The organism is Polaribacter sp. Hel1_33_78 (assembly GCF_900106075.1).
Taxonomy (GTDB): Bacteria; Bacteroidota; Bacteroidia; order Flavobacteriales; family Flavobacteriaceae; genus Polaribacter.
On the sequence record NZ_LT629794.1, the window covers coordinates 657,574 to 677,444 of the forward strand.

Annotated in this window: 18 protein-coding genes; 10 read left to right on the forward strand and 8 right to left on the reverse strand. The window is 31.0% G+C overall.

Annotated elements, in window-relative coordinates; all coding sequences use genetic code 11:
- Positions 1–437 precede the first annotated feature (437 nt).
- Positions 438–1,784 carry an RIP metalloprotease RseP gene (rseP, locus tag BLT88_RS02870; RefSeq protein ID WP_091952878.1) on the reverse strand — a complete coding sequence of 449 codons (1,347 nt, stop codon included), beginning with the start codon at positions 1,782–1,784 and terminating at the stop codon, positions 438–440.
- Between the two features lie 170 nt (positions 1,785–1,954).
- On the opposite strand from rseP, the gene BLT88_RS02875 reads away from it, so the two are divergent.
- The 4 genes from BLT88_RS02875 to BLT88_RS02895 all read left to right on the forward strand — a co-directional run bounded on the left by BLT88_RS02875 (position 1,955) and on the right by BLT88_RS02895 (position 5,781).
- Complete coding sequence (locus BLT88_RS02875; protein WP_036787593.1) at positions 1,955–2,635, forward strand: SCO family protein; 681 nt, start codon at positions 1,955–1,957, stop codon at positions 2,633–2,635.
- A 52-nt stretch (positions 2,636–2,687) separates the two neighbouring features.
- A complete protein-coding gene (locus tag BLT88_RS02880; RefSeq protein ID WP_036787590.1) occupies positions 2,688–2,918 on the forward strand; it encodes a FeoA family protein in 231 nt (76 codons plus the stop codon).
- Positions 2,918–5,029 (forward strand): ferrous iron transport protein B, encoded by a 2,112-nt coding sequence (gene feoB, locus BLT88_RS02885; protein WP_091952880.1) that lies wholly within the window; start codon positions 2,918–2,920, stop codon positions 5,027–5,029. The genes BLT88_RS02880 and feoB overlap by 1 nt, the downstream gene beginning before the upstream one ends.
- A gap of 209 nt (positions 5,030–5,238) precedes the next feature.
- On the forward strand, positions 5,239–5,781 hold the full coding sequence (locus tag BLT88_RS02895) for a DUF2911 domain-containing protein (protein WP_091952883.1): 543 nt from the start codon (positions 5,239–5,241) through the stop codon (positions 5,779–5,781).
- A gap of 85 nt (positions 5,782–5,866) precedes the next feature.
- On the opposite strand, the gene galE is transcribed toward BLT88_RS02895, so the two are convergent.
- Both galE and BLT88_RS02905 read right to left on the reverse strand, forming a co-directional pair.
- On the reverse strand, positions 5,867–6,880 hold the full coding sequence (gene galE / locus BLT88_RS02900) for a UDP-glucose 4-epimerase GalE (RefSeq protein WP_036787586.1): 1,014 nt from the start codon (positions 6,878–6,880) through the stop codon (positions 5,867–5,869).
- A 21-nt stretch (positions 6,881–6,901) separates the two neighbouring features.
- The gene (locus BLT88_RS02905; RefSeq protein WP_091952885.1) at positions 6,902–8,050 is read right to left on the reverse strand and encodes a DegT/DnrJ/EryC1/StrS aminotransferase family protein; all 1,149 of its coding nucleotides are present in this window, start codon (positions 8,048–8,050) and stop codon (positions 6,902–6,904) included.
- Positions 8,051–8,123: 73 nt separating this feature from the next.
- Here BLT88_RS02905 and BLT88_RS02910 point away from each other — a divergent pair, with 73 nt between their 5' ends.
- A complete protein-coding gene (locus BLT88_RS02910) occupies positions 8,124–10,505 on the forward strand; it encodes a penicillin acylase family protein (RefSeq protein WP_091955633.1) in 2,382 nt (793 codons plus the stop codon).
- A 44-nt stretch (positions 10,506–10,549) separates the two neighbouring features.
- On the opposite strand, the gene BLT88_RS02915 is transcribed toward BLT88_RS02910, so the two are convergent.
- The 5 genes from BLT88_RS02915 to BLT88_RS02935 are packed head-to-tail and all read right to left on the reverse strand — an operon-like array spanning position 10,550 to position 14,473.
- Positions 10,550–11,287: a nitroreductase family protein gene (locus BLT88_RS02915; RefSeq protein WP_091952886.1), complete on the reverse strand. Its 738-nt coding sequence runs from the start codon at positions 11,285–11,287 to the stop codon at positions 10,550–10,552.
- A 5-nt stretch (positions 11,288–11,292) separates the two neighbouring features.
- Complete coding sequence (locus BLT88_RS02920) at positions 11,293–12,327, reverse strand: alkane 1-monooxygenase (RefSeq protein ID WP_091952888.1); 1,035 nt, start codon at positions 12,325–12,327, stop codon at positions 11,293–11,295.
- A gap of 34 nt (positions 12,328–12,361) precedes the next feature.
- Positions 12,362–13,048: an RluA family pseudouridine synthase gene (locus BLT88_RS02925; RefSeq protein WP_091952889.1), complete on the reverse strand. Its 687-nt coding sequence runs from the start codon at positions 13,046–13,048 to the stop codon at positions 12,362–12,364.
- Positions 13,049–13,054: 6 nt separating this feature from the next.
- Positions 13,055–13,666: a ribosome biogenesis GTP-binding protein YihA/YsxC gene (yihA, locus tag BLT88_RS02930; protein ID WP_036787574.1), complete on the reverse strand. Its 612-nt coding sequence runs from the start codon at positions 13,664–13,666 to the stop codon at positions 13,055–13,057.
- Positions 13,667–13,708: 42 nt separating this feature from the next.
- Positions 13,709–14,473: an alpha/beta fold hydrolase gene (locus BLT88_RS02935; RefSeq protein ID WP_091952891.1), complete on the reverse strand. Its 765-nt coding sequence runs from the start codon at positions 14,471–14,473 to the stop codon at positions 13,709–13,711.
- A gap of 202 nt (positions 14,474–14,675) precedes the next feature.
- On the opposite strand from BLT88_RS02935, the gene mraZ reads away from it, so the two are divergent.
- Genes mraZ through BLT88_RS02960 form a run of 5 tightly spaced genes read left to right on the forward strand, consistent with a single transcriptional unit; the run spans position 14,676 to position 19,870 of the window.
- The gene (gene mraZ, locus BLT88_RS02940; RefSeq protein ID WP_036787570.1) at positions 14,676–15,143 is read left to right on the forward strand and encodes a division/cell wall cluster transcriptional repressor MraZ; all 468 of its coding nucleotides are present in this window, start codon (positions 14,676–14,678) and stop codon (positions 15,141–15,143) included.
- Positions 15,130–16,050 carry a 16S rRNA (cytosine(1402)-N(4))-methyltransferase RsmH gene (gene rsmH, locus BLT88_RS02945; protein ID WP_091955635.1) on the forward strand — a complete coding sequence of 307 codons (921 nt, stop codon included), beginning with the start codon at positions 15,130–15,132 and terminating at the stop codon, positions 16,048–16,050. Before mraZ ends, rsmH begins: the two co-directional genes overlap by 14 nt.
- A gap of 2 nt (positions 16,051–16,052) precedes the next feature.
- Complete coding sequence (locus tag BLT88_RS02950; protein WP_036787568.1) at positions 16,053–16,379, forward strand: FtsL-like putative cell division protein; 327 nt, start codon at positions 16,053–16,055, stop codon at positions 16,377–16,379.
- Positions 16,380–16,437: 58 nt separating this feature from the next.
- Positions 16,438–18,402 carry a penicillin-binding protein gene (locus BLT88_RS02955; protein ID WP_091952892.1) on the forward strand — a complete coding sequence of 655 codons (1,965 nt, stop codon included), beginning with the start codon at positions 16,438–16,440 and terminating at the stop codon, positions 18,400–18,402.
- 1 nt (position 18,403) lies between these two features.
- Positions 18,404–19,870 (forward strand): UDP-N-acetylmuramoyl-L-alanyl-D-glutamate--2,6-diaminopimelate ligase, encoded by a 1,467-nt coding sequence (locus BLT88_RS02960; RefSeq protein WP_091952894.1) that lies wholly within the window; start codon positions 18,404–18,406, stop codon positions 19,868–19,870.
- Position 19,871: the final 1 nt, after the last annotated feature.

Here is a 19,871-nt window from a genome sequence, read left to right on the forward strand (position 1 = left end):
AAGCCTTGATATATTTTTATCAAGGCTTCCTTTTTAAATATTATTAAAAACAATAACAATTAGTTGGTTGTAAGTTTCTTACAATCTAAATTTGACAACATCTTCAGCCTTTTAAAAGTTTATTTCATTAGAAAAATATCAATCGTTTTCGTAAATAAAATCAAGACATAAATTAATGTAAGTTGGTTTAATGAATATATTTGGTTTGTGTTTATTCTTTGCAATTATGAAAAAATGTCCAAAATGTAAATCTGTTTCTAGGCACAGATTAAAAAGAAAGCCCTTCACTAAAATAATTCCAGGCACCAAAACATATGGATGCGATTTATGCAATACCCAATACACTTGGGTCTCTTGGCTTAATTCGTCTTTTAAGATCTAAAAAAAAAAAGCACTTAGTGAATGTAAGTGCTTTTTGTAGGTTGTGTTTGAATTTTTTACTTAAATAGCCTAAAAATATCATTTCCATTGGCAAAAATCAATAAGGCAATTAGTAGAATAAAACCAACTACTTGAGCATATTCTAAAAATTTATCTCCTGGTTTTTTACCGGTAATCATTTCCCAAAGTGTAAAAACAACGTGTCCACCATCTAAAGCAGGAATTGGCAACAAGTTCATAAACCCAAGCATAATAGATAAGAAAGCTGTAATAGTCCAAAATGATTCTGCACTCCATTCGGCAGGGAAAATACTTCCAATAGAAATAAAACCGCCTAACCCTTTATAGGCCCCAGTACTTGGATTAAAAATCTTTTTTAATTGCTTTACATAGTCCGTTAAGGTTTTCCAAGATTTATTCCATCCAGCAGGAATTGCCTGGGCAAAAGAATACTCAAAACTGGCTAATTTATAATACTCAAGTTTTTCTAAATCTTTAAAAGATAATTGACCAAGACCAACACCTAATTTACCATCATTTGTTACTTCTACAGCAATTTCTTTAATCTCATTGCCTCTTTTTACAGTAACTGTAATGGTTTCATTTTTAAATTTATCAAGTTGAGTTTTAGCTTCATCAAAATATTTAATAGCATTTCCATTGATCCCAATTACTATGTCTTTCGCTTTTAAATCTGATGTTTTATTTGGAGAACCTTCTGAAATACCTGCAATTACAAATGGGTAACGCGGTAATAAAACTGGGCCTGCATTTTTACCTCTCTCTACTAATTGAGATATAAAATCTTCAGGAATTTGTTTATCTTCAACTTGTCCGTTTCTTTCAATTTGAAACTCATTTCCATTGACAAATCCTATGGTTAATTCAGAGAATTTTTTAATTTTTTCTCCATCAATCGTTAAAATTTTATCACCCGTTTGTATTCCTAAATTCATGGCTAATGAGTCTTGCACCCAAACACCATCTTTTACATTTTCATTTGGCAAATATTTTTCACCATATGCCCACATTAAACAGATATAAATGAAAATTCCTAAAACAAAATTCACAAAAACTCCTCCTAGCATAATAATGAGACGTTGCCATGCAGGTTTAGAACGAAACTCCCAAGGTTGTGGGGGTAAGGCCATTTGTTCAGTATCCATACTTTCATCGATCATTCCAGAGATTTTTACGTAACCTCCTAAGGGAATCCAGCCAATACCATAAACAGTTTCACCAATTTTTTTCTTGAAAATTGAGAATTTATAATCGAAGAATAAGTAGAATTTTTCAACTCTAGTTTTAAATAATTTTGCAGGGATAAAATGCCCCAATTCGTGCAAAACAATTAGTAAAGATAAACTCAGTATAAATTGCGATGCTTTTATTAATATTTCCATTCAGCGTTAAATCATAATTTAAAAACGGTCAAATGTACGTTTTTAAAGAGAGTTTGAAAAGAACTATTCTAAGTAGATATTTATTTTAACAAAAGTTTTACATCAAATATCTTTTACTTGTCTTTTCTGTGGGTTTTTTAAGCTGTAAATTTGCACAAATATACTTTTTAATGGATTTAAATTTTTTTAAAAAAAGCAAACTAACAGTCATTTTTTTAATAGTCTTTTCCACTATTTCAATTCCTGTTTTTTATCATTTATTAAAAGTTGATAAAAAATTAAAAGTTTATAATCCTGCAGATGTAAATCCAAGTTTGGTTGATGTTTCTTTAAAACATATTACAAAAGATCATACAATTTCAAATTTCGAATTGACAAATCAAAATGGAGAAACCATTACCAATAAAAACTATAAAGATAAAATTTATGTAGCGGATTTCTTTTTTACACGTTGTACAAATATCTGCATTGCCATGGCTTATAACATGAGTGAATTACAAGAATATTATAAAAATGATAATGACATTATGTTTTTATCACATTCTGTAACTCCGGTTATTGATAGTGTTTCTGTATTAAAAACATACGCAGAAAACAAAGGTGTTATAGATGGAAAATGGAATGTAACTACAGGCTCAAAAAAACATATATATGAGTTGGCGAGAAAAAGTTATTTTGCCGTTCTTGAAGATGGTGATGGAGGTGAAAATGATTTTATTCATACAGAGCAATTTGTATTAGTTGATAAAGAAAGACGTTTACGGGGATATTACGATGGCACAGAGAAAAAAGATATGGAAAAATTGAAGAAAGATATAGCTCTTTTAAAAGAGGAATATACCAACAAATAACTTGTTTAGAATCATTCTAAATTCTTATCTTTGCTATCCAAAATTTAAACCTTTGAGTACAATTGCATCTTTACATATTGGTGAAATAGGATATATTTCTGAAGAGTCATTAGATTTTATTCCTCTAAAATTATTAGAAATGGGGTGTTTGCCCGGAGCAGAAGTTAAGCTAATTCAATTAGCACCTCTGCAAGATCCTTTATACATCTGTGTTAACGGAAGTCATTTAGCGATTCGAAAAGAAACTGCTGGTAAAATTCAAATTCTAAAAGAGAATAGTTAATGTCTAGAAAAGATATAAAAGTTGCTTTAATAGGAAATCCGAATACAGGAAAAACATCTCTTTTTAATCAGTTGACTGGTTTAAATCAAAAAGTAGGAAATTATCCAGGAGTTACGGTAGATAAAAAAGAAGGAACCAGTAAATTGTCTTCAAAACAAAATGCAATTATTACAGATTTGCCAGGAACCTACAGTATAAATCCTACTTCTATAGATGAAAGTATTGTCTTAAAAACTTTACTTAAAAAGGATATTAAAGAATCTCCGGACGTAATCTTAGTTGTTGCAGATGTAGAGAATTTGAAGAGAAATCTATTGTTGTTCTCTCAAATAAAAGATTTAGAAATTCCTACTGTTTTGGCAATTAATATGGTAGATCAAATGCATAGAAAAGGAATTTCTATTGATTTGTCTCTGTTAAAAAAGGAACTAAATACAGAAGTAATTTTAATAAGTGCCAGAAAAAACGAAGGAATAAAAGAAGTAAAAGAAGCAATTATACGCTGTCATGTAGCAGCAAAGGCATCACCTTTATGCGGTGTGAATCATAAAATTGATCCTGATTATTTTAATAAGTTAAAAGAAATAAGTCCTAATTACACTTTGTATGAATTATGGCTGATGGTTACTCAAAATAATTTTCCAGAAACCATAACTAAAGAGGAAAAAGAGAAGCTTTTAGCATTTAAACAAGATGTTTCTAAACTAAAGAAATATCAGCATAAAGAAACCATTTACCGCTACCAAGAAATCAATAAAATTTTAAAGAAAACCTATATAATAGACAAGACGAAGGCAACAGATTTGCGTGGTAGATTAGATAAAATTTTCACACACAGAATTTTTGGTTATGTATTATTTAGTTTGATTTTATTAGTTATTTTTCAATCTATTTTCGATTTGGCTTCCGTGCCAATGGATTTTATTGATGCTACTTTTGCGCAACTATCAGACTTTACAAAAAGTAATTTACCCAGTGGTGTGTTTACAGATTTATTGACAGAAGGAATTATTCCTGGAATAGGAGGAGTAATCATATTTATACCACAAATTGCCATTTTATTTTTATTCATTGCCATTCTAGAAGAAACCGGGTATATGAGCAGAGTAGTCTTTTTAATGGACAAAATAATGAGGCGTTTTGGAATGAACGGTAAAAGTGTAATTCCGTTAATTTCTGGAACAGCATGTGCAATTCCCGCAATTATGGCAACTAGAACTATTTCTAGTTGGAAAGAAAGATTGATTACTATTTTAGTAGTTCCTTTTACAACATGCTCTGCAAGATTGCCAGTTTATGCTATTTTAATTGCATTGATAATTCCAGATGAAAAAATTTTTGGATTTTTAAACTTACAAGGATTAGTGCTACTTTCTTTATATGCTTTAGGTTTTCTGTCGGCCATATTGGCTGCCTATATTTTGCATAAAACTTTAAAAGTAGAATCAAAATCATTTTTCGTAGTAGAAATGCCAAACTATAAATTACCATCTATAAAAAATGTGTTTTTTGAGGTTGTAGAAAAAACAAAAGCTTTTGTTTTCGGAGCAGGAAAAATTATTTTAGCATTGTCAATTGTTTTATGGTTTTTGGCTTCAAATGGAGGTTCAGATTATCAATATGCCGAAGAATCGGTTATTGAAAATAGTGACAATCAGAATTTAAATGAAGATGAAATTCAACAAAAAATAGCTTCCGTAAAATTAGAAAATTCTTATATAGGAACTCTTGGAAAAACAATAGAACCAGTTATAAGGCCTTTAGGATATGATTGGAAAATAGGAATTGCATTAATAACATCATTTGCAGCACGGGAAGTATTTATAGGTACGTTAGCAACAATATACAGTGTGGAAGCAGATGATGAAGATACAACCACTATTAAACAAAAAATGGCATCAGAAATAAATCCTGATACAGGCAAGAAGCGTTTTAATTTTCCTGTTGGCATGTCGTTAATGGTTTTTTATGCTTTTGCAATGCAATGTATGGCAACTTTTGCGATTGTAAAGCGTGAAACTAAAACATGGAAATGGCCACTAATCCAGTTATTTGGGATGGCTTTGTTGGCTTATATTTCATCATTTTTAACCTATCAAATTTTAAGTTAATGCAAGAAGTTGTTGTTTATTTTGTAGTTGCTTTAGCTATTGTTTTTTTAATAAAGAAATATGTTTTTCCTACAAAGAAAGACAAAAATTGCAATACTGATTGCGGCTGTCATTAAAACCTTAACAGAATATTAGTAATCTTTAAATGATAGGTTTTCTAACTTTGATTCCTAATCTGAACACAAATAAAAACTTAAATATTTAGTCCCATGCAAAAAGCTATTTTATCAATTATAATTTTTACGATTACTTTAATTTCATCAACAGAATTTACAGCACAGGAATTTTCAAAAATCGATGTAAGTCCTATGGATGCTGCTGCTCATCCTAATAATTGGAGAGAAGCTAATAAACTTGTAAAAGTAGTTTATAGTAGGCCTCAATTAAAAGGCAGGTCTTTAGATAAATTGGTTCCAAATGATAAAGTTTGGAGAACAGGTGCAAATGAAGCAGCAGAAATTACATTTTATAAAGACGTAACTTTTGGAGATAAAGAAGTAAAAGCGGGTACATATACACTGTTTACGATTCCTACAGATGGAGATTGGACGGTTATTTTAAGCAACCATAAAAATATTTGGGGTTCTTATTTTTATAAACAAGAACAAGATGTAGCAAGGGTTAGTGGTAAATTCTCAAAATCAGAAAAATTAATTGAAGCATTTTCTATTGTTTTTGATGGTGAAGGAGATAGTACAACTATGTATTTAGGTTGGGGAAATACAATTGTTTCTGTTCCTGTAAAGGGTTAAAATTAGATTGTTAAAAAATTTAAAACCTCAAAAGCTGAATGACTTTTGAGGTATTAAATGAATTCATTAAAAAGAATTTAAAATCTTAAACAGTTTGCTTTAGTTGCCATTTCCAAGCAGTTTCTAAAGTTTTCTCTAGGCTTATTTCTGTTTTCCAATTCAATTCTTTATTTGCAATTGCAGTATCAGCAAAAGCAACTACTACATCACCTTCACGTCTTCCAACAATTTTATAATTTAGTTTTATATTATTTACTTTTTCGAAAGTATTAATAATTTCTAAAACAGAACTTCCATTACCTGAACCAACATTAAAATATTCAAAAGATTTTTTATTTTTTTTATCGATAAGCCTTCTTAAAGCTGCAATATGTGCCCTGGCTAAATCTACAACATCGATATAATCGCGAACTGCAGTTCCATCTTTTGTAGGATAATCATTACCGAAAACAGATAATTCTTCACGCATTCCTGCTGCAGTTTGTGTGATAAATGGGATTAAATTTTGAGGAACTCCAAGAGGTAATTCTCCGATTTTTATAGATGGATGACCACCTATAGGATTAAAATAACGCAAAGCAATTGCATTGATATTATGTGCTTTGCTTGTGTCTTTAATAATTTCCTCACCAACTTGTTTTGTATTTCCATAAACAGATTCTGCTGCTTTTACTGGTGCCTCTTCTGTTATAGGTAGTTTATCTGCTTGTCCGTATACTGTGCAAGAAGAAGAGAAAATAAAATTATCTAATTTTCTGTCTCTCATTTCTTGCAATAAATAAATTAATGAGTTAAAATTATTTTCATAATATTCTAAAGGTTCGCCCATACTTTCACCAACAGCTTTATAAGCAGCAAAATGTATAATACCATCAACATGATTGTTCTTAAAAAAATCTTTTACATCGTTTTTAATCCGCAGATCTATCTGATGAAAGTCTGGCTTTGTTCCAGTAATTTCTGTAATTTGACCTAATACATCAATTGTGGTATTAGATAAGTTATCTATAATTACTACTTCAAAACCTTTGTTTTGTAGTTCTACTACAGTGTGAGAACCTATAAAGCCTAAGCCTCCTGTTACTAATATTTTTTTCATTTTAGGGGTGTGTTGTTTTTTTTATTTTAAGAAATTTGTAATTGTTCGTGTAATAAAACTTAGTTGTTCTTTATTTAATTCTGTATGCATAGGCAAAGAAATTACCGTTTTTATCAATTTATTGGTTACAGGAAAATCTTCTTCTTTGTACCTGTCGTCAACATAGGCTTTTTGAGAATGCAAAGCGACAGGATAATAAATGGCATTTGGAATCTCATTTTCTAATAAATGCTTGTGTAATTCATCACGTTTACCATTGGTGATTTGCAATGTGTATTGATGAAAAACGTGGCAATTACAAGTAGCACAAATTTCTCCACAAGCATTTGTTGTGGGTGTAATAATATTGGTATTGTTAGCAAAAGCTGTATTGTAAAAACGCGCAGCATTTCTTCTGGCTTCACAATAAGTATCTAATAAAGGTAGTTTGGCTTTTAAAACGCCTGCTTGAATAGAATCTAATCTAGAATTTACACCAACAACATCATGATAGTAACGTGTATACATTCCATGATTTACAATGCCTCTTAATGTGTGAGCAAGTTCATCATCATTTGTAAAAATTGCTCCACCATCTCCATAACAACCTAAGTTTTTTGATGGAAAAAAAGAGGTTGTTCCTACATGTCCTATCGTTCCAGCTTTCTGTTTTGTTCCGTTTTTAAAAGTATAATCTGCCCCAATGGCTTGTGCATTGTCTTCAATTACAAATAGATTGTGCTCTTTTGCAATTTCTAAAATAGCATCCATATTTGCAACTTGTCCAAATAAATGAACAGGAACAATTGCTTTAGTTTTTGGAGTAATCGCTCTTTTTAAAGCATCAATATTTATATTGAACGTTTTTTCATCAACATCAACCAAAACAGGAGTCAGTTTTAAAAGTGCTATTACTTCTACTGTGGCTGCAAACGTGAAATCTACGGTAATAACTTCATCTCCTTGTTCTAGGCCAAGACCCATCATTGCAATTTGCAAAGCATCGGTTCCATTTGCGCAAGGAATTACATGTTTTACATCTAGGTATTCTTCTAAATCTTTTTGAAACTCTTTAACTAAAGGTCCATTTATATAAGTAGATGAGTTAAGAACTTCTTGTATAGAATTGTCTACAGTTTGTTTTATTTCTTGATATTGACTTTGTAAGTCAACCATTTGAATTTTTTTCATGAGTCAGATTTCTATGAACAAAACAAAAATACGATATTATTCTTTTATCTTTGGTTATATAAAATGTTTTCAAATGAAATTTTTTAAAAAACTTCTAAAAATTATTATTGGATTATTAGTACTGTTCATAGTTGGAGTTTGGTTGTTTTCAAAAACATATCACCCAAATTATAATGATGAGATTAAAATTAAAAATTTATCTGAAGAAGTAAGTATTTATTTTGATGATATTGGTGTTCCGCATATTTATGCTAAAAATCAAAAAGATGCTTATATGGCGCTAGGATATGTGCATGCTCAGGACAGGTTGTGGCAAATGGAATTGATTAGAAGAATTGCTTCTGGACGATTGTCAGAAATTTTTGGAGAAAAATTGATAAGAACAGACAAACTTTTTTCTGGTTTAGGAATTGAAGAAGCGTCAGAGAAAACCATCGCTAATTTGGATAAAAATTCGCCAAAATATAAATTAGCAATGGCCTATTTAGATGGGTTAAATCAATACATAGAAGAAGGGAAAACACCTTTAGAGTTTACTTTAGTTGGTGTAGAAAAAGAAAATTATACATTAAAAGATATGTATAACGTATTTGGTTATATGGCTTTTAGTTTTGCAATAGCGCACAAAACAGATCCGCTTTTAACCGAAGTGAATGAGAAATTAGGAGATACTTACTTTAAAGAATTAATAGGAGGAGAGTCTGAAAACCTGACTATTATTAAAAATGAGAAAAATGCAGCATTAACAGGGCGTTTTGCAAAAGCTATAAATGATTTGTATGATGTTTTGCCAATATCGCCTTTTATAGGAAGTAATTCTTGGGTTATTGGAGCAGACAAAACGAAGAATGGAAAGGTGATTTTTGCTAATGATCCTCATATTGGTTTTTCCCAACCATCAGTTTGGTATCAAGCGCATGTAACAACTCCGGATTATGAAATGTATGGATTTCATTTAGCACTAATTCCTTTTCCACTTTTAGGGCATAATAAAGACTACGCTTTTGGTTTAACGATGTTTGAAAATGATGATATAGATTTTTATGTGGAACAAGAAAATCCCGAAAACAGAAATCAATATACATCAGAAAATAGATTTATAGATTATAAATTAATTGAAAAACGTATTAAAATTAAAGATAGAAAAGACAGTGTTTATGAGATAAAAGTAAGTAAGCATGGACCTGTAATGAATGGAATTATTGATCATTTAGATGATGAGCGTTCAATTGCTATGCAATGGATTTATACTAAAGGTAAAAATCAAATTTTGGATGTAGCTTATGAGATTTCTCATGCTAATAATTTATCAGAATTTAAAAAAGGAGCCAGTAAATTACATGCACCAGGTTTAAATATGATGTATGGTGATGCGGAAAATAATATTGCCTGGTTTGCTTCCGGAAAATTATATACTTATAGAGATTCTTTATACACAAAAACCTATTTAGATGGAGCTTCTGGAAAGGATGAAATTCTAGGGTATTTAGATTTTGAAGAAAATCCGCAAGCGGTAAATCCAAGGTGGAATTATGTGTATTCTGCAAACAATCAGCCAGATTCTGTTGCAGGAATGCTATATCCTGGATATTATTTAAATGAAGATAGAGGTAAAAGAATTGTCAATTTGTTAGAGCCAAAAAATGATTGGACCAAGGAAGATGTTGCAAAAATGATGTTCGATGTTACTTCTCCAAATGCACCAATTATTATTGCTGATCTTATAAAATCAATAAATCAGAGAGATTTGTCTGTGAGTGAGAAAAAAGCAATTTATTTTTTAAAAAACTGGAAAGGTAATTTTGAGATAGAAGAAGTTGGACCTGTAATTTATAATCGAATGGTATATGAGTTTCAGAAAAACACTTTTGCAGATGAAATGGGAAAATCTTACAGTCAGTTTGCGAATACGCCTTTCATAGAGAAGATATTACCAGTGCAAGCAAAAAGAGTGAATTCTGTTTGGTGGGACAATATTATGACCAAGGATAAAATTGAAAATAAAGAAGATATTATCAATACATCTTTTAAAAATGCGTTTGCTTTCTTACAAAACCAATTAGGAGGGAATGTTGAAGATTGGACATGGAAAAGAGTTATTTCTGTAGAATATAAACATGCAGTTGGTGAAGTTGCAGGTTTAAGAAAATATTTTAATGTAGGTCCTTTTGTAACCGCTGGAGGAGATCAAGTAATTAATAATCAAATTTACGATATTGATTCTACGGGTGTTTATAAAGTGAAAGCGGGGCCTTCAACCAGAAGGGTTGTGGATTTCTCAGATGTAGAAAATAGTTTCGCAATTGTGCCTACAGGTCAATCTGGCAGGGTCTTTAGTAAACATTATAAAGACCAAGCTCAAAAATATTTGAATGGTGAGTTTGTGAAAATGAAAATTAATCAATCTGAAATCGAAAGAAGTAAAAATTTGCTGGTTTTGAAGCCTAAAAAATGATTGATTTAATGAGAAGCTAAAGTTGTTTTAGCTTTTCATTTTTTCTATACTTCCTTATAAACTTCTTCAAAAGGAATTCTAAATCGATCACCATAAACACCTTCAGGTTTTCTAATTCCGCAAGAAACAATCATATTTACCTCTGAGGCAAATGGCAAGCCAAGTAAATTTTTTATTCGCCAAGTATCTGATCCTTCCATTGGGCAAGTATCATAACCTTCTGCCGCCATTGAGAGCATAAAGTTTTGGGCGGCTAAACCACAAGTTTTATGAGCAACAATTCTCATGTCACTTTTTCTAACCTCCCTGTAAATAGGTTTAAAAAGGCCGATAATAAGAGTCATTAAGAATTTAAAATAACCCAAAATTCCTAAAAAATCTGCATATGCAAAAGGGATTATTTTTCCATAATAATTTCTTGCTACTTTTTCTCTACTACTTTGTTTTGTTTTCGGATTATTTGCGCCAAAATTAGCATCCATAAAGCTTAAATTAGCTTTGGCTCTCTTTTTCCATAAATCTTTTCGAACAACAAAAACTACTAATTGTTGAGCTGTTTTTGCTGCATTTTGATTAAAACAAAATGGCGCAATCTTATCTATAATATCTTTGGATGTAATATGATAAAATTCCCATAATTGCATGTTGCTACTGTTCGGGGCTAAAGAAGCCTGTTCAATACATTTTTTAACAATGGTTTTATCTATTGATTTTTCATTGTCGTAAATTCTTACTGAACGTCTATAGTGTATAGCCTCAGATACTGTTTTTTCTTGGGACATAAAATTTATGAGAGTTTTTGTATTTTTTTATTCATCAACCAAAACCAAAGAGGTGGAAAGAACGAAAGTAACATCATTCCTGGGTATCCTGTTGGCATTTGGGGACTTTCTGGTACTGTTTTTAAAAGTTGATAATGTTTTGATCCATTATAATGATGGTCTGAATGACGTGATAAATTGAACAACAAAATTTGTCCAACTTGATGATCTGAATTCCAAGAATGATTTCTTTTTACTTTTTCATAACGACCATTTTCATTCTTTTTTCTGAGCAAGCCATAATGTTCTATGTAGTTCACAGTTTCAAGGAAAGCAATTCCAATAACCGCAGCAGCTATAAAATATAGTAGGACTGTTTTTCCAAAGAAAAAGTAAATCAAACTTAAAAATACAACATTACAAATTGAATAAATAACCATTCTATTTTGATGATGAAACCAGCTTCTTTGTTCTTGAATCATTCTTTTGTTTTCTAGTTTCCATGCTTCAATGTAACTTGAGAAATGAGAGCGAATCCAGAACGTGAATAATACCTCGTTTTTTCTTGCAGTTGCAGCATCATTTGGAGTTGCAACATTATAATGATGCCCTCCATTATGGTAAGGTAAAAAATGAGTATTTAACGAAGTGAGTAATAAAATTTCACCAATAAATTGATCAATTCTATTGTTTCTGTGCCCTAATTCATGGCCAACATTTATACCAATAATTGTACACATGATTCCCATAGAAAATATACGTCCAAAAATTTCTAAATTTGTTAAATTTGCTTCTTGTATTGCGTATAAAAAAAATATTAAACAGGGCACTTGTACAAATACAGTAGCATATAAGAGATAGGTATACAACTTGTTTTCTTTTTCAATTTTTTCTTCTTCTTTGTTGAAGTTAACCTTGTTGGGTTTTATCATAAATTCTATAAGAGGGACTAAACCAAACAAAATAATAGCAGGTATATAGGTAAGCCAGCCTTTACAGGTGAAAGAGATGAATACAAAAAAAGGAACGACGAATATTGAAAAATATTTGAAAGCTTTCATTATTTAAAGAAGAATTATTTTCTAAATATACCAATTACTTGCAAGCGTTCCAAATTACTTCGTTAGGACCAGGTGCAATAATAGAAATCTCTTCTTTAGAAACAGGGTGAGTAAACACTATTTTTCTAGCATGCAAGTGTATGCTTCCGTCTTTATTACTTCTATTAAAGCCATATTTTAAATCTCCTTTAATAGGAAAGCCAATAAATGATAATTGAGCTCTAATTTGATGATGTCTTCCAGTTTCTAGATCAATTTCTATTAAGGAATAATTATCTAATTTTTTGATGACATTGTAATGTAAAATTGCTTTTTTAGAATCCGTAATTTCTTTGTTGTAAACAGAAGATTTGTTGTTCTTAGGATTCTTTTTCAGGAAATTTATTAAAGTATCTTTTTCTTTTTTTGGAGTGCCTTTTACAATAGCCCAATATGTTTTACGAATTGTTTTATCACGTAACATTTTGTTTAAACGTTCTAATGCTTTAGATGTTCTTGCAAAAATAATAACACCAGAAGTGGGTCTGTCCAATCTATGAACAACTCCTAAAAAAACATTTCCAGCTTTGTTGTATTTGACTTTAACATATTCTTTTACAACATCGCTTAAAGGTTTATCACCCGTCTTATCGCCTTGTGTGATATCTCCAGAACGTTTGTTAACAATAATTATATGATTGTCTTCAAATAAAACGTGTAAGTTTTCTTTTGTAGAATGCATGAGCGATTATTTAAAATCTTTTGCAACATCCTCATTTACGCTATCAATAAAATCTAAAAATTCTTTACGACCTAATCTAGTGGAAGAAGAAGTAAGAAAAGTCATCGGTAAAGTTTCCCAAGAATTTAGTAATTTCTTTTTATAGGAAGTAATTTGTTTATTTAATTTAGAGCTACCTAGTTTATCTGCTTTGGTAAAGACAAGGCAAAAAGGAATTTGGTTTTCGCCTAAAAAGTGCATGAATTCCAAATCGATTTTTTGCGGATCATGTCTGCTATCAATCAAAACAAAGGTACAAACTAATTGTTCTCTTTCTTTAAAGTAGTTCTCTATAAAATATTGAAAAATAGTTCTTTTCTTTTTAGAGATTTGAGCATACCCATAACCTGGTAAATCTACTAAAAACCATTCATCATTTATTCTAAAATGATTGATGAGCTGAGTTTTTCCTGGTTTTCCTGATATTTTTGCTAAATCTTTTCGCTCCATTAGCATATTTATTAATGAGGATTTGCCAACATTAGAGCGTCCAATAAAAGCGTATTCAGGAATTCTGTCTTTAGGTGCCTTTGTAACATTACTGTTACTCATCACAAATTCTGCAGATTTTATTTTCATTATAAAAAGTTCTTTGCTGTTGAAATTCTTTACTGCAAAAGTTTAAATATTACCAGAAGTTAACCAATTATGGAGAATAGTATTAAACTCTTCTGGTTGTTCCATCATTGCAGCATGGCCACATTTGTCAATCCAAAACAAATCTGAATTTGGTAATAATTTATTAAAATCTTCAGCAACCTCAGGAGGTGTAACTCCGTCTTGTTTTCCCCAAATTAAACAAGCAGGTTGTTGCATATGTAGCAGGTCATTGGCCATATTGTGTCTGATGGCACTTTTGGCAATAGATAAAGTTTTTAAGGCTTTCATTCTGTCGTTTACAGTCTCATAGACGTCATCTACCAATTCTTTAGTGGCAGTTTTTGGGTCGTAAAAAACTTGCTGTGCTTTTTGTTCAATGTATTCATAATTTCCTCGTTTAGGAAAACTATCACCCATTGCTTTTTCATATAAACCAGAACTTCCAGTAAGTATAAGTGCTTTTACTTTTTCAGGATAATGTTTGGTGAAATATAAGGCAATATGACCTCCTAATGAGTTTCCTAAAAGAATGGCGTTATCTATTTCTTTATATTCTAAAAAATCTTTTAAAAACGCGGCTAAATTTTTGACATTTGTTTTTATAAGAGGCAGAGAATACAGTGGTAATTCAGGAATTAAAACTTTGAATCCATTATTGGAGAAATAATTAAAAGTTGCGCCAAAATTACTTAAAGCCCCCATTAGTCCGTGTAAAACAATGATTGTAGGTCCTTCTCCAGCTTCAGCATAGGTGAAACCACCTTCAGTTTTTAACTTATCCGTCATTGATTTATGTTTGATTTATTGTAAACGCAAAGATAGTTTTTTTTTATAATATATAATTGATTTCAATATCAGTTTACTAAGGCTTTTTACAATTTTCAAAGGGGTGTAAATATAGAGGATTTTTAATACTTATTAACAATGTGGTAAAATGTGGTAAAAAGTGGTAATTTTTATATATTTTTGATATTGATAATTTTTTTGAGTGATAAATTTAATTGGAACATATGAATGTAAGGCAGATGCCAAGGGAAGAGTGATGTTTTCATCAGCTTTCAAGAAGCAATTGTCTTCGGTGTTACAAGATGGTTTCGTTATTAAGAGAGCTGTTTTTCAGCCTTGTTTAGAATTGTATCCAATGCAAGAGTGGAATTTGATGATGGAGAAGGTTAATAAACTAAACAGATTTAAAAAGAAAAATAACGATTTTATAAGAAGGTTTACAGCGGGTGTTAGAATGGTTGAGTTAGATGCTACCGGTAGAATTTTAATTCCTAAAGATTTATGTGATTTTGCAGGAATACAAAAACAAGTAGTCATGTCATCATCAGTAAATATTGTTGAAATCTGGGATAAAGATAAATATGAAAAAGCAATTGATGCTGCAGCTTTAGATTTTGCAGATTTGGCTGAAGAGGTAATGGGAAATACGGATGAAAATGAATTATCATAATCCAGTTTTATTGCAAGAAAGTATAGATGCGCTAGCCATTAAAGAAGATGGTGTTTATGTGGATGTTACTTTTGGAGGTGGAGGACATTCAAGGGAAATTTTAAAAAGACTTGGAAATGAAGGGAAATTGTTTGCATTTGATCAAGATCCAGATGCTTTAGGAAACTTAATTGATGATGAACGTTTTGTATTGATTCCTGAAAATTTTAGATTTATCTCTCGCTTTTTAAGGTTTTATGGAATTAGAAAAGTTGATGGAGTTTTGGCAGATTTAGGTGTTTCCTCTCATCAATTTGATGAGGCCGAAAGAGGGTTTTCAACTCGTTTTGACGGAGATTTAGATATGAGAATGAATCAAAAATCTAAAACTTCAGCAAAAGAAATTATAAATAAATATTCTGAAGAGAAGTTAGCGGAGATATTGTTTTTGTATGGAGAGTTAAGAAACTCCAGAAATATCGCAAAGACTATTGTCGAAGAAAGAGAGGAAGAAAAAATTGAAACTAGTTTTCAGTTGAAAAAAGTTTTGAAAAAGTATTTGCCAAACGCAAAAGAGCATAAAATTTTAGCACAAATATTTCAAGCCATTAGAATTGAAGTCAATGAAGAGTTAGATGTTTTAAAAGAATTTTTAGGACAGATGCCTAACCTCTTAAAAGAGGAAGGAAGGTTAAGTGTAATCTCATATCATTCTCTAGAGGATAGATTGGTAAAAAGGTTTATTAGAACAGGTTTGTTTAGTGGTGAGTTAGAGAAAGATGTTTTTGGTAATTCTAACGAACCTATGCAAAAAGTAGGAAAATTAATTGTTCCAAATGCGGCTGAAATTAAAATAAACAATAGAGCTAGAAGTGCGAAATTAAGAATAGCGACTTTGAGAAGTTATAGGTCCAAAGCAAACAGTTAGTTATGTCAAAGGTTAAAAAAGGAGTTTATGATTTTTTTAGAGGGAGTTTTCTTACAGATGAATCAGCTTTCAAAAACTGGCGAATTATAATTTTTGTCGTGGCACTGCTGTTAATTATGATTTCAAGTGCTCATAATGCTGATAAAAAAGTGATTAAAATATCAGAATTAAATAAGAGGAAAAGAGAATTAAGAGCAGAGTATGTAGATACAGGTACCGTTTTAATGCGAATGAAAATGGAGTCTAGTATCAGAAAAAAAGCGAAGGATAGAGGTTTAAAACCATCCGAAACACCACCAAAAAAAATAAAAGTAACCTATAAAGATTAATATATTGGCAACTCACAAAAAAAGCATACTTACCAGATTCTACATAGTAGCTGGTTTTATGACGCTTTTTTTATTGGCTATTATTTTTAGGGTTGTAAATATTCAATATGCTCAAGGAGCAAAGTATAAAAAACTTGCAACAGAACTTACTATAAAGCAAGATACCATCAAAGCGAATAAAGGAAATGTGTACGCAGCTGACGGTAATTTGTTGGCGACTTCAATGTCTAAATATACAATAAGGATGGATGTTGTTGCTGTAAACAGTAATGTCTTCGAGAATAATTTTATGGCTTTATCAGAAGAATTGTTTCAGATGTTTGGCAATTCTCCAGAGTATTATCAAAACAAATTAAGAAAAGCAAAAAAACGTCGAAATAGGTATTTATTAATTGCTAGAAATGTAGGTTATAATGATTATCTAAAAATGAAAAAATTTCCAATTTTTAAATTGGGAGTTTATAGGGGAGGATTTATTGCAGAGCATAAAACTGTTCGTGCGCATCCTATTGGTAAAATTGCAGAACGTACAATTGGTTATGATGATTTTAGAGGTGAAGCTGGAATAGAAGGTGCTTTTGCTGATTTTATGGAAGGTGAAAATGGTTTGCGTTGGAAACAGAAGATTGCAAAAAATCAATGGAAACCAATTTCAGATGTCAATGAAAAAGAGCCTATCGATGGTCACGATGTCATTACAACAATAGACGTAAATATTCAAGACATTACGCATCACGCCTTGTTACGTCAATTAGAATATTTTGAAGCAGATCATGGTTGTGCTGTGGTTATGGAAACTGCAACGGGCGAAATAAAAGCAATCTCTAATTTAGGGAGAACCTCAAAAGGAAAATATTTTGAAAAAAGGAATTATGCTCTTTGGGAAAGTCATGAACCGGGTTCTACTTTTAAATTAGCAAGTTTAATGGCTGCTTTAGATGATAAAGTAATTGATACATCTACAGTGGTGGATACAGAGAAAGGTAAAGTTTACATTTATAATAGAAAGGTTGAAGACTCTAAAAGAGGAGGTTATGGGAAAATTTCTGCCGCGAGAGTTTTTGAGGTTTCATCCAATGTCGGAATCGTAAAATTAATAAGGGAACATTATGACCAGAACCCTGGAAAATTTATAAGTAAACTAGAAAAATACGGATTTAAAAAACCAATTGGTTTTCAAATAAAAGGTGAGGGATTGCCCTATATCCCTAACCCTAAAGATAAAAAAAGATGGAGTAAAATTTCTCTGGCATGGATGTCTTGGGGGTATGGAGTTTCTGTTACGCCTATGCAGACATTGATGTTTTATAATGCCGTTGCAAATAATGGAGTCATGGTAAAACCACGCTTTGTAAAAGAATTAAGAAGACAAGATAAAATAGAGAAAATTTTTCAAACTGAAATTGTAAATTCTAAAATTGCTTCTGATCAAACTTTAAAGAAGATTCGAAAAGTGATGGAAAATGTTGTTATTAGAGGAACTGCAAAGAATATCTATTCTTCTAATTTCTCTATGGCAGGAAAAACAGGGACTGCAAAAAAATATATTCCAAGACATAAAAATGAAAAAGGAGAGACTATTTCTGGTCATTATTCAACAGAACGTTATGTGGCCTCTTTTGCAGGTTTTTTTCCGGCAGAAGCACCTAAATATTCTTGTATTGTAGTTGTGCATGATCCCAATAAAAAGAAAGGTTATTATGGAGCTACGGTTGCAGCGCCAATCTTTAAAGAGATTGCTCAAAAAATTTACACCACAACACCTATAGATAATCAATCTGTAAAAGATAAAGTTGAATTTGAAAGTATAGTAAATCAATATAAAAAATATACTAAAGTTATTAATAAAGAACATACATATATACCAAATGTTCAAGGAATGTCTGGTATGGATGCCGTTTCTCTATTAGAAAATATTGGTTTGAAAGTAAAGATTACTGGAGTGGGAAAAGTAAAATATCAATCGATAAAAAAGGGAGAAACATTAGTGAAAGGAACCACCATTATTTTAAAATTATCGTAAACTGAAAAATTTAAAAGACATATTATATAAGGTTGCAATCAACCAAGTATTTGGAGTTACAAATATTGATGTAAATCAACTTGTTTTCGATTCTAGGAAAATTGAAAAAAATGATGTTTTTATTGCTCAAAAAGGTTTTTCTGTTGACGGTCATTTGTTTATAAATAAAGTGATTTCTTTAGGTGCAATTGCAATTATCTGTGAAGTTTTTCCTTCGGATATAAAAGAAGGAATTACGTATGTGCAAGTTGATGATGCGAATGTTGCTCTGGCGGTTATGGCTTCTAACTTTTATGAAAATCCTTCAACTAAATTTCCTTTAGTTGGAGTTACAGGGACCAATGGGAAAACAACAATTGCATCGCTATTGTATCAGTTATTTTATAAAGCTGGTTATAAAGTTGGATTGCTTTCTACTGTTAAAGTTTTAGTTGATGAAGTTGAGTTTAAAGCGACGCATACAACTCCAGATTCAGTGGCGATTAACAAGTATTTAGATATGATGCTAGATGCTGGTGTAGAATTCTGTTTTATGGAAGTGAGTTCTCATGGAATTCATCAAAAAAGAACAGAAGGCTTAAAATTTGCTGGTGGAATTTTCACAAACCTTTCTCATGATCATTTAGATTATCACGACACATTTGCCGAATATAGAAATGTGAAAAAATCATTTTTCGATTCTTTGCCAAAATCGGCTTTTGCTTTGACAAATATTGATGATAAAAATGGCAACTTTATGTTGCAAAACACCAAAGCAAAAAAGAAAACATATGCTCTAAAAACAGTAGGAGATTATAAAGTGAAAATTTTAGAAAAGCAAATTTCTGGAACTTTAATTTCTGTCGATGGAACTGAAGTTTGGACTAAATTAATTGGCGTTTTTAATATTTATAATTTAACTGCAATTATTGCAACTGCAGATTTATTAGGGTTAGAAAAATTAGAAATTCTAACTATTGTAAGTCAATTAGAAAGTGTAAGTGGTCGTTTTCAATATGTAATTTCTGAGGAAGGTAACACGGCAATTATTGATTATGCTCACACTCCTGATGCCTTGAGAAACGTATTAGAAACGATTAATGATATTAGAACAGGAAACGAAAAAGTGATTACTGTAGTCGGTTGCGGAGGTGATAGAGATGCAACAAAAAGACCAAAAATGGCGCATATTGCATCTCAATTAAGCACTCAGGCAATTTTTACTTCAGATAATCCTAGGTCCGAGAACCCTCAAACTATTTTAGATGAAATGGAAGATGGTGTTTCGCCTGAAAACTATAGAAAAACATTAACCGTCTTAGATAGAAGACAAGCAATAAAAACAGCTTGTAAACTATCAGAAACTGGGGACATTATATTAATTGCTGGAAAAGGACATGAAAATTATCAGGAAGTGAATGGAGTTCGCTCTCATTTTGATGATTTAGAAGAAGTAACAAACTGTTTTAATCAATTAAAAAAGAACTAAA

Coding starts and splice junctions, on each gene's coding strand:
- feoB (WP_091952880.1), top strand. CDS start 2,918: ATGTCTAGAAAAGATATAAAAGTTGCTTTAATAGGAAATCCGAATACA.
- BLT88_RS02875 (WP_036787593.1), top strand. CDS start 1,955: ATGGATTTAAATTTTTTTAAAAAAAGCAAACTAACAGTCATTTTTTTA.
- BLT88_RS02910 (WP_091955633.1), top strand. CDS start 8,124: ATGAAATTTTTTAAAAAACTTCTAAAAATTATTATTGGATTATTAGTA.
- yihA (WP_036787574.1), bottom strand. CDS start 13,666: ATGAAAATAAAATCTGCAGAATTTGTGATGAGTAACAGTAATGTTACA.
- BLT88_RS02935 (WP_091952891.1), bottom strand. CDS start 14,473: ATGACGGATAAGTTAAAAACTGAAGGTGGTTTCACCTATGCTGAAGCT.
- BLT88_RS02955 (WP_091952892.1), top strand. CDS start 16,438: ATGACGCTTTTTTTATTGGCTATTATTTTTAGGGTTGTAAATATTCAA.
- BLT88_RS02905 (WP_091952885.1), bottom strand. CDS start 8,050: ATGAAAAAAATTCAAATGGTTGACTTACAAAGTCAATATCAAGAAATA.
- BLT88_RS02915 (WP_091952886.1), bottom strand. CDS start 11,287: ATGTCCCAAGAAAAAACAGTATCTGAGGCTATACACTATAGACGTTCA.
- BLT88_RS02920 (WP_091952888.1), bottom strand. CDS start 12,327: ATGAAAGCTTTCAAATATTTTTCAATATTCGTCGTTCCTTTTTTTGTA.
- rsmH (WP_091955635.1), top strand. CDS start 15,130: ATGAATTATCATAATCCAGTTTTATTGCAAGAAAGTATAGATGCGCTA.
- BLT88_RS02925 (WP_091952889.1), bottom strand. CDS start 13,048: ATGCATTCTACAAAAGAAAACTTACACGTTTTATTTGAAGACAATCAT.
- BLT88_RS02950 (WP_036787568.1), top strand. CDS start 16,053: ATGTCAAAGGTTAAAAAAGGAGTTTATGATTTTTTTAGAGGGAGTTTT.
- galE (WP_036787586.1), bottom strand. CDS start 6,880: ATGAAAAAAATATTAGTAACAGGAGGCTTAGGCTTTATAGGTTCTCAC.
- BLT88_RS02895 (WP_091952883.1), top strand. CDS start 5,239: ATGCAAAAAGCTATTTTATCAATTATAATTTTTACGATTACTTTAATT.
- rseP (WP_091952878.1), bottom strand. CDS start 1,784: ATGGAAATATTAATAAAAGCATCGCAATTTATACTGAGTTTATCTTTA.